The sequence below is a fragment of the Candidatus Symbiopectobacterium sp. genome (assembly GCF_020054415.1).
Classification (GTDB): domain Bacteria; phylum Pseudomonadota; class Gammaproteobacteria; order Enterobacterales; family Enterobacteriaceae; genus Symbiopectobacterium.
In genome coordinates, this window is sequence record NZ_JAHWCO010000324.1 from 1 (window position 1) to 10,242 (window position 10,242).

General features: G+C 53.4%; 10 protein-coding genes and 2 pseudogenes. All 12 read right to left on the reverse strand.

The window, feature by feature from the left end:
* Window positions 1–341 precede the first annotated feature (341 nt).
* A pseudogene (locus QZ506_RS09430) lies at window positions 342–458 on the reverse strand (histidine ABC transporter substrate-binding protein HisJ); the annotation flags it as partial.
* A gap of 30 nt (window positions 459–488) precedes the next feature.
* Window positions 489–761 carry a hypothetical protein gene (locus QZ506_RS09435; RefSeq protein WP_291970613.1) on the reverse strand — a complete coding sequence of 91 codons (273 nt, stop codon included), beginning with the start codon at window positions 759–761 and terminating at the stop codon, window positions 489–491.
* Between the two features lie 113 nt (window positions 762–874).
* Window positions 875–1,444 (reverse strand): UbiX family flavin prenyltransferase, encoded by a 570-nt coding sequence (locus tag QZ506_RS09440; RefSeq protein WP_291970616.1) that lies wholly within the window; start codon window positions 1,442–1,444, stop codon window positions 875–877.
* Window positions 1,445–1,643: 199 nt separating this feature from the next.
* Complete coding sequence (purF, locus tag QZ506_RS09445) at window positions 1,644–3,161, reverse strand: amidophosphoribosyltransferase (protein ID WP_291970618.1); 1,518 nt, start codon at window positions 3,159–3,161, stop codon at window positions 1,644–1,646.
* Window positions 3,162–3,182: 21 nt separating this feature from the next.
* Window positions 3,183–3,683 (reverse strand): colicin V production protein, encoded by a 501-nt coding sequence (cvpA, locus tag QZ506_RS09450; protein WP_291970620.1) that lies wholly within the window; start codon window positions 3,681–3,683, stop codon window positions 3,183–3,185.
* 360 nt (window positions 3,684–4,043) lie between these two features.
* Complete coding sequence (gene dedD / locus QZ506_RS09455; protein WP_291970622.1) at window positions 4,044–4,802, reverse strand: cell division protein DedD; 759 nt, start codon at window positions 4,800–4,802, stop codon at window positions 4,044–4,046.
* Complete coding sequence (gene folC / locus QZ506_RS09460) at window positions 4,792–6,060, reverse strand: bifunctional tetrahydrofolate synthase/dihydrofolate synthase (protein WP_291970625.1); 1,269 nt, start codon at window positions 6,058–6,060, stop codon at window positions 4,792–4,794. The genes dedD and folC overlap by 11 nt, the downstream gene beginning before the upstream one ends.
* A gap of 88 nt (window positions 6,061–6,148) precedes the next feature.
* Complete coding sequence (gene accD, locus QZ506_RS09465; protein ID WP_291970626.1) at window positions 6,149–7,066, reverse strand: acetyl-CoA carboxylase, carboxyltransferase subunit beta; 918 nt, start codon at window positions 7,064–7,066, stop codon at window positions 6,149–6,151.
* A 213-nt stretch (window positions 7,067–7,279) separates the two neighbouring features.
* Window positions 7,280–7,966: a DedA family protein gene (locus QZ506_RS09470; protein ID WP_291970632.1), complete on the reverse strand. Its 687-nt coding sequence runs from the start codon at window positions 7,964–7,966 to the stop codon at window positions 7,280–7,282.
* A 78-nt stretch (window positions 7,967–8,044) separates the two neighbouring features.
* Window positions 8,045–8,866: a tRNA pseudouridine(38-40) synthase TruA gene (gene truA / locus QZ506_RS09475; protein WP_291970628.1), complete on the reverse strand. Its 822-nt coding sequence runs from the start codon at window positions 8,864–8,866 to the stop codon at window positions 8,045–8,047.
* A pseudogene (locus QZ506_RS09480) lies at window positions 8,866–9,660 on the reverse strand (aspartate-semialdehyde dehydrogenase); the annotation flags it as partial. The gene truA and the pseudogene QZ506_RS09480, both read right to left, overlap by 1 nt.
* Before the next feature lie 285 nt (window positions 9,661–9,945).
* On the reverse strand, window positions 9,946–10,242 hold a 297-nt coding region (locus tag QZ506_RS09485; RefSeq protein WP_291970630.1), incomplete at its 5' end, for a transposase.

Genomic DNA, 10,242 nt, shown 5'->3' on the forward strand with positions numbered 1-10,242 from the left:
CATGATTTTACGTTGCGAGGATCCGTCGTTTCACTGGGCTGCCAGCATAAAATCTATTTATTCAACAAAGCCGATATTATGCTGCGTAGCCATAAAGGCTGCGGATTCCCTTGACGTAAAATCAGTATGTTAAATCCAGAGCGTGGTGATGCATCCCGGAGCGATCAGCATTTTAATCCAAAACAGGCGTGTCATAACAGCATTATTCCCTATTATTCAATAAATCCAGCAAAATCATGCAGTTAGTCATCATGAGAAAGCTGTACACCTGAGGGGACAAGCATTTTCTACCAAAACTGGCTTGGTAAAACAGCATGAATCACTATTATTCAACAAAGCCACTCAAAGGGTGCATACGTCGGGTCGGTGCCGATTTTGAGATTCTTGGGAACATCGGCCAGCGCGCCTCCCGCAGCAATAACTAAGGCCAACGGCAGAATTCTGAATAATTTTTTCATTTCGCAACCCTTATCTTGATGGAATCATGATCAAAAAGAATGAATATCACTAAGCGTAAAGATGCGGTCAGACGCCTGCGCGCTCTTGCGCGAAAGGGATGCCAGCGCCGCCAGTCTCATCAGCAGAAACCACGCAAAATCCACGCCATAGTTGCAACATAATGCGGATAAATCCGAAATCTGCCGCAGGCGCGTAGTGATAGGGGCACCCTGATGAGGGTGATGATGAGTGTGTTGATCAGGAAAGAGACGGCGCGCTTCCCCGGCAACATTTTGGTGCAAATCAATCAACATTTGCACCATAACAACGCATCATCGCTTAAGTGTAGTGCAAACCTTGCGCAGACAGGCAAGAAAGCGAGGGAAAAGATGAGAGGAATTGCACCTGATTGGTGTGTTTTTACGGTTGGGCGGCGTTAACTGCCCTGCCAGCGTGTGAACAGCGCTTCAGGCAACGCAATATCAAACTGATCGAGTACACGGTTGACCGTATGATCCACCACTTCTTGCAAGGTTTGCGGACGGTGATAAAACGCGGGAACGGGCGGCATGATCACTGCTCCCATTTCTGCTGCTGCCGTCATCAGGCGCAGGTGCCCGAGGTGCAACGGGGTTTCACGCACGCACAACACTAACGGACGACGCTCTTTTAATATTACGTCTGCGGCACGAATCAATAGGTTATCACTGTAGCTGTGCACAATCCCTGAAAGGGTTTTGATGGAACAGGGGAGAATTACCATTCCCGCGGTACGAAATGAACCGGACGACAGCGAGGCCGCAATGTCACGACTGTCATGCACCACGTCCGCCAATGCCTGCACATCGCGTACGCTGAAATCACTCTCCAGCGTCAGCGTTTGTCGGGCAGCCGGGCTCATGATCAAATGGGTTTCCACGTCGTCCAACGGTTGTAACACCTGTAACAGGCGCACGCCATAAACCGTGCCGCTGGCACCGGAAAGTCCAATGATGAGTCGTTTCATGCCAAACCTCGAGATGCTGCTGTGCAAAAAGGATTACGGGCAGACTTTGCCTTATCCCCGCTCAATAAGCAACAAAGGGAGGCGCTTACGCACCTCCCTTTGTTGCTAACAAGTCAGTCATTTCCACGCAGGTAGGAATCTCTTACAGAAGGAACCTGTTTCTTCGCACAGAGATCCCCAGCTTTCTCCTTGAATGACATCAGCCTTCGTTATGCAGCTCCAGATCTTCGACTTCGTTCTGGCTGCGCAGCGCTTTGGCATCGTCATTACGCAATCCTTCCAGATAGTCGAGATAACCTTGATCGACATCTTTGGTCACGTAGACACCGTTAAATACCGAGCATTCAAATTGCACGATATCCGGGTTTTCTTCCCGCGCGGCAGCGATCAGATCGTCGAGATCCTGGAAAATCAGGGCGTCGGCACCAATAATCTGGCGAATCTCTTCCACTTCGCGACCGTGGGCAATCAGCTCATTGGCGCTCGGCATATCAATGCCATACACGTTGGGGAAACGAATTTCCGGCGCGGCTGAGGCCAGATAGACGCGGCGCGCACCCGCTTCACGCGCCATCTCGACAATTTGCTCCGAAGTGGTGCCGCGCACGATGGAGTCATCCACCAATAGCACGTTTTTGTCACGAAACTCGGCGCGGTTGGCGTTCAGTTTGCGGCGCACCGAGTTTTTACGCTGTTCCTGACCCGGCATGATAAAGGTACGGCCAACATAGCGGTTTTTCACAAAGCCCTGGCTGTACGGCTTATCGATAATGCGCGCAATCTCCAAAGCGATATCGCAGGAGGTTTCCGGGATAGGAATTACCACATCGATATCCAGATCTTCCCACACGCGGGCAATCTTCTCGCCCAGCTTTTGGCCCATGCGCACGCGGGCGCTGTAGACCGAAATTTTGTCGATAAAAGAGTCTGGGCGAGCAAAATAGACATACTCGAACAGGCATGGATTGCTTTTCGGGTTCTCGGCGCATTGGCGCGTAAACAATTGCCCTTTCTCAGTGATGTAAACCGCCTCTCCCGGCGCTACGTCACGCAAGAACTCAAAGCCAAGGGTATCAAGCGCCACGCTTTCCGAGGCCACCATATACTCGATGCGGCCATCTGCCAGTTCGCGCTTGCCAATCACCAACGGACGGATACCGTTTGGATCGCGGAAAGCGAACAAACCGTGCCCGATGATCATCCCAACGCACGCATAGGCACCGCGAATCATTTTATGAGTGGCGGCAACGGCAGCAAACACGTTGTCGGCATCCAGCGGGTAGTGTTGGAAACGATCCAACTCGCAGGCAAAGATATTGAGCAGGATCTCGGAATCAGAGGTGGTGTTAACGTGGCGACGCCCTTGCTCAAACAGCTGTTTGCGCAGTTCATGAGCGTTGGTCAGGTTACCGTTGTGCGCCAGCGTGATGCCAAACGGGGAATTGACATAAAACGGCTGGGCCTCCGATGCGCTGGAGCTGCCCGCGGTAGGATAACGCACATGCCCCACGCCCATATTGCCTTGCAGGCGCTGCATGTGGCGCGCCTCGAATACGTCCTTCACCAGGCCGTTCGCCTTACGCAGGCGGAAGCAGTTCATGGGGTCGATGGTGACGATGCCTGCGGCATCTTGTCCACGGTGCTGTAACACCGTTAACGCGTCATAAATCGACTGGTTTACCGGTGTAAAACCGGCGATACCTACAATACCGCACATGTTGTCTTTTCCTCATCAGCGCTACCGCAGCTCTATGTGCTGCGGCAAGAAACTTGACGTGCTTTGCAGGTAGTCGAAAAACCACCTGATGATATAGCTAAACTGCGGGATAAGCTGAGACCGTTTCCAGTCGTCGCTTTGTGAAAAACCGGTAAAGGTATCCAAAAAGAACAGCAATGCAGAGACAATCAACACACCGCGCAATGCACCAAAGCAAATGCCCAGTACTCTATCGGTGCCTGAAAGCCCGGTTCGTTCAACCAGTGAACCAATCACATAGTTGACGATAGCTCCCACAATCAATGTCGCAATAAACAGAATGGCGATAGTAACCCCGTTGCGCACCAGCTCGTCTTCAAAACGCGTGAAATAGACCGACAGGTATGGGCAATAATGGATGGCAACAAAGAATGCACTGCCCCAGGTGATCAGCGAAAGCGCCTCACGAACAAAGCCCCGGATCAAACTGACCAGCGCTGAGAAACCAATAATGCCAATGATGACGTAATCAACCCAAACCATGAATTCTCTCACTCACGAACGATGCCAACACAATCTCTCTCACACCAGCAGTCATTACCGCCAGTTCAAGAGAGCGTAGCGCCGATCATCATCCTGTTCGCGGCGCATTCTAACAGAAAAAGAAAACGTTTGCGTAGCCTATTTCCCAACGATTTCACCGATAGGTGAATTTGCTGGAGGTGTACTGACAAAGTCACTTTTTTTCCTCGTCATCCTCCGCGTAGGCGGAGGATCTCCCGCAGAAGCAGACGTGACTTCTGCAAAAGATTCCCGCCTGCACGGAAATGACGCGGTGGGCGAGGATGACCATTTTAGTCGACTTTCCCAACAACATCAGCGGAATTAGCCCTCTGGCAACCCTTAACGTGCGCTGTAGTTCCTGACCTGCCCAGTCAGCCCACTCAGATGTTGCAGTTCGCCGAGGGCAGACTGTAATTTCTGTTTTGAAGCATCCGGCCCGACGTAAATGCGGGTTATTTCCCCCGCGACGGGTGTCGACGGCACCGTATAGGCGCGGTATCCCGACAGGCGCAGCTTGGCAACAATTTCATTCACCTTATCCGCATTTTTCAGTGCGCCCAGTTGCACCACGTAAGCTTGTACCGCGGGCGCGGCTTCCTGCTTCACTTCCGGTTGCGCTGCCGGCGGCGGTGTAGGAATTGCCGGCTTGTTTTCCGGTTTCGGCTCAGCTTTCACTTCCGGTTTAATTTCTGGCTTCGCCTTGGGTTTGGTTTCCGGCTTCACGTCCACTTTAGGGGGTACCGGGCGCGCCGCCACAGCGGTCGAGGCAATTTCTATCGGTGCGTAAGGCGACGGTGGCGTACTGCTCGGCGGTACCTGCATAGTGCCATCATCCTCAGGTGCGGTCACACCGCCCAGAGCCGGTTGTCCTTGCATCGCCTGCTGTGCCCCTTCCGGCGGCTGACTGGGCAACAACTGATTCAGTGAAGGCAGCGATTCGGCTTCCGTACTGTCACCCTGCTTTGGCACCAGCGGGATCGCGGCAAACTCATCTTCGTAATGTTTCTTTTTGCCGTCCAGCAGCGCTGGCAGCACAATAACGCCCAACGCCACCAGAATAATGGTGCCGACCAGACGGTTTTGAAACTTACTTGCCATTCGACCCCCTCTCCTCCTGCGCTTCCATCACATGCGCTACCGTATGAAAAGATCCGCACACCACGACGGTATCCTGCGTATCTGCATCTTGCATCGCCTGATGCCAGGCGGTCGCGACACCGTTAAACGACCGGCATCGCTCCAGGTGGGCCGCTATCAACTCAACGCTGGCACCACGTGGCCCCTCCAACGGGGCGCAATACCATTCATCCACCACGGGCTTGAGGTGCGCCAGCGTACCGGGAATATCTTTATCGTCCAGCATACCAATCACCGCACGTACTTTGCCCGTTTTTGGCAACTGCGCCAATCGCCCGGCCAGATAGGCTGCTGCATGGGGATTATGTGCGACATCCAGAATCAGTTTCGGCTGTTCACTCACCGTTTGGAACCTGCCCGGTAACGCCGCGCGACGCAACCCCTGTTCGACAGCAGCCAGATAGACATCAATCGGCCCCTGGCGCAGCGCGGCCAGCGCCGTAGCAGCATTGGGCAACGGTACGTTCGGCAGGGGCAGCGTCATGCGCTCTCCGTAAGCCGATTGCCAATACCAGCCGTCGCCTTCCAGCGCAAAATGCCAATCACGATCACGCCTGAACAACAATGCCCCTTTCTCTTCGGCCACAGCAGCAATAGAGGCGGGCATATCCGGCTCACCCACCACGGCAGGAGTATTACCGCGGAAGATACCGGCCTTTTCGCGACCAATACTTTCGCGGTCATGCCCTAACCAGTCAGTATGATCGAGCGCAATACTGGTCACCACCGCCACGTCAGCATCCACAATATTGGTGGCATCCAGACGCCCACCTAACCCGACTTCCAGAATCACCACATCCAGATTTGCCTGCCTGAACAGATGCAGTGCCGCAAGGGTGCCAAACTCGAAATAGGTCAATGAGACATCGCCACGCCCTGCCTCGATCTCTGCAAACGCCTTAGTGTGCTCGCTTTCCGGCAATTCCTGGCCTTGGATGCGCACACGCTCGGTATAACGCAACAGATGGGGAGAACTGTAAACACCGACACGTAAACCCGCCGCCATCAAAATGGCTTCCAGCGTACAACAGGTAGTGCCTTTTCCGTTGGTACCCGCGACGGTAAACACCGTTGGGGCCGGACGCAGCAGGTGAAGACGGTCGGCAACCTGTTTAACACGCGTCAATACCATGTCAATGGCAGTGGTGTGCAGGTGCTCCAGATAATGAAGCCACGCGGCCAAAGGCGACGTGGCTTGGGGAATGAGAAGATTTTCCATGAGTCCCGTTCACTGGCTTACGGTTCATTGATACAGGGTGCACAGAACGGCCTAAGCACAATCCTGCTGCACCCTGTTCACGTGTCACTTATTGCGCATCATCCTGCGGTTCAGTGGTCACTTCCGGCGGACGAACCTCAGCGGTGTCCGCCGGCTCGGGGTGGTTGGTCAGCCGAGACAGTATGCTGGCTAACTTAAAGCGCATTTCCGGGCGGCGCACGATCATGTCAATCGCCCCTTTTTCCAGCAGGAATTCACTGCGTTGGAAACCTGGCGGCAATTTTTCACGTACCGTCTGTTCGATAACGCGCGGACCGGCAAAACCGATCAGCGCTTTCGGTTCAGCAATATTCAAATCGCCGAGCATCGCCAGACTGGCGGCAACACCGCCCATGGTCGGGTCGGTCAACACCGAAATATAGGGCAGACCGCGCTCGCGCATTTTTGCCAACGCTGCGCTGGTTTTCGCCATTTGCATCAGCGACATCAGCGCTTCTTGCATACGCGCACCGCCGCTGGCGGAGAAACACACCAGCGGACAGCCATCTTCCAACGCCTGCTCAACCGCACGCACAAAACGCGCGCCGACCACAGAGGCCATGGAACCGCCCATAAAGGCAAACTCAAAGGAAGCAGCAACCACCGGCATGCCATACAACGTGCCTTTCATCACCACCAACGCGTCTTTTTCGTCAGACTGCTTTTGTGCAGCAACCAGACGATCTTTGTATTTCTTCGAGTCTTTGAACTTCAGCGCATCCTTGGGCTCCAGCTCACTACCCAGTTCAACCACGCTGTCCTTATCCAGAAACGCATTCAAGTGCGTACGGGCAGAAAGTCGCATGTGGTGGTCGCACTTGGGACACACCTCAAGGTTACGCTCCAATTCAGCGCGATAAAGCATCTGACCACAACTGTCACATTTGGTCCATACCCCTTCAGGAATATTGGCCTTGCGGGTCGGTGTAATGTTGCTCTTGTTAAGAATTCGTTCAATCCAGCTCATTGATAACCTTTCTGCTTGAACCTGGCCGTGGCCAGTCCGCTCTTCCCCGTCACTACGCCCGTTTACCGCAGCCTGAACCGGTGTTTACACCCGAATTGCAAGGCACCGATAGCGCAGGTCGTCATCAGGGGCAGACCATAAATGCCGCTCATTAAACCATAACACTCCGGGACTGTGGATAGAAAACTGGTCAAACCGGAGCGATTACCGCGTTTATTCTTGTGAACCCGACGCGCTCTTCACCCGGGCCGCCGCTCGTCTATGCCGCCAGATTTCAATGATCCCTGGCAAAATAGAGATAAAAATAATCGCGACAATCAATAAGTTCAAGTTTTCTTGCACAATCGGCAGGTAGCCGAACAGGTAACCTGCGTAGGTAAACAGTAATACCCACAGTAATGCTCCTACCACATTATAGAGAGCAAAATGGCGGTAGCGCATATGCCCCATACCGGCGACAAACGGCGCGAATGTTCTCACAATCGGTACGAAGCGCGCCAGAATAATCGTTTTACCGCCGTGACGGGCATAAAATTGATGCGTTTTATCCAGATAACTGCGGCGAAAAATTTTCGAATCTGGGTTATTGAACAGCTTTTCCCCGAACAAACGCCCGATGGTGTAATTGACCGCATCCCCCAGTATGGCCGCCACAACCATCAGCGCCACCATGGTGTGCACATCCAGATCGTTAGTGTGCAACGCCGCCAGCGCGCCAGCGACAAACAACAGGGAATCCCCCGGCAGAAATGGCGTCACCACCAGACCTGTTTCGCAAAACAGGATTAAAAACAGAATGGCATAAATCCAGACACCGTATTGCGCAACCAGTTCCGCAAGGTGAACGTCAATATGCAGAATAAAATCGATGATAAAGCGTATAAACGCGACAAGTTCCATCATGTGCATGTTTCACGGCGCAATGCCGTGAGAATCCTCTCGTGTTTAGAGTGGTGCGATACAACCGCCTGCCACTGGTCAATCTTCCAGAAACAGCGGGCCCATTGGCGCAACGGGCAGTTCGAAACGTGCCGGATAATCTACTGCTACCAGATAAAGACCGTCGGCGCGCGCCGTGGCGGCAGTCAGCATGCGATCTTTAGCCGCCAGCAGTTCGGCTATCCAGGATTCAGGCTGATTACCACATCCCACTTCCATCAGGCTACCAACGATATTGCGCACCATATGATGAACAAACGCATTGGCTTTAATATCTACCACGATGTAAGCGCCATGACGCGTAACCTTTAAATGATTTACATTGCGCCACGGCGTGCGCGATTGGCATTGCACGGTGCGAAACGAGGTAAAATCATTCTCACCCAGTAGGCTTTGCCCTGCGCGTTCCATGCGCGCCGCATCCAACGGGAAGTGGAACTGCGTTACGCCACGCGCCAGTACCGCCGGGCGCAGGCGATGATTATAGATAAGGTACCGATAGCGACGTGCCGTGGCGCTGAAACGCGCATGAAAATCATCATCGACGGTTTTCACCCAGCGCACGGCGATATCTGCTGGCAAATGGGCATTAACGCCCATGGTCCAGGCGGCATCTTTGCGCTGAGCCTGGGTGGTGAAGTGCACTACTTGTCCGGTAGCGTGCACGCCGGCATCGGTTCTGCCGGCGCAAAACACGGTAATCGGCTCATCGGCCACTTTACTCAGCGCCTGTTCCAGATGCCCTTGCACGCTCTCTACTTCAGCCTGACGCTGCCAGCCATAATAGCGGCTGCCGTCATACTCAACGCCCAGCGCCACCTTGATACCAGCAGACTGCTGCGGCAAATTACTGTCTGACATTACTCCAGATACTCCTGCACCAGCCGTTCTGCCGTTTCCAACGCCATCAACGCGCCGCCGAAGCGTACGTTATCCGCAACCGACCAGAATTGCAGCAGTTCGGGAATACCGTAATCATTGTGCAGGCAACCAATCTTGAGTTGAACGTTGTCAGAAGCATCTTCCACTTGCGTCGGGTAGTCGTCTTCATCGCTGAGCTGAACATATTCAGCGCGTGCGAGCTCATCCCGTGCTTCCTCCGCAGACAGCGGTCGTAATGCCTCAAGATGCACGACCTGTGCGTGGCCGTAAAACACCGGAGCCTGTAAGCAGTTGACGGAGATAGGCAGCCCTTCGTCCTGTAACACCTTACGCACTTGATACACCAGTCGACGCTCTTGTGCCACACTGCCTTGCCCATCCGCCAGAAACGGCAGCACATTAAACGCCAGCTGTTTGGCAAAAAAGCACGGTTCCGGTGGAATGCCGTTCAGCAAACGGGCACTCTGCCCGGCCAAATCGTCTACCGCCACTTTGCCCAGCGCAGACACAGAGAGCAGATTGGTGACGTGAAGACGTGACAGCCCGGCTTGCTCGATCAGCTGCTTAATAGCCAGCAGCAGCTGACTCACCAGACTGTCTGCCACCGCGACGATATTGCGATTACGGTAATCCGCCAGCACATGGTTGTTGACCCCAGGCACCACCAACGGGACATCCTGCTCCAGCGCGAACAGATCGCTGCTATCAATCACAAGGCAACCTGCGTTACCCGCTTCTTCCGCATAGCGTGCGCTCGCTTCGCTGCCCGCGACAAGAATCTATAGTCACCCCCATTTTTGCAACACTGATTTTTGACTAATAGTGGGTTTGCTTCAATCTATCCGGCGTCTCTGTGGGCGAGATGCCCGCGCCTCGATGAGTTCCGCGCCTGGTGAATCTGAAAAGGCCCTCGGCTTCAGTGAGCCATTTTTGTCGTCAGGTTTTTCAGCAGGCCGATATGCCGTTCATGTCATCAATAATCAGTATTCGCAAAACCAGATAGGTAACTGCTGTTTAATTACTTAATAATCAGTTTATTGATGTAGTTATATATAACATCAGGCCTGATATTCATTGCGATTAGTTGTGATTGACCAGGCTATTCGCGCCAGTTTGTTTGCCAGAGCACAGGCGACAATATTTGAATGTTTGTTATCGAGTTGCCCCCGAACCCATTCAGCAAGCCTGCCCTGCTGATGTTCAAGTCGAATCATTAATGAGCGGGCACATTGAACCAGAAGTTTGCGTAAATTTTTATCACCTCGTTTGCTTATCCCCAGCAGAGTCGGTTTGCCTCCTGTGCTGTATTGTCGCGGTACAAGCCCTGTGGAAGCCGCAAAATCCCTGCTACATGA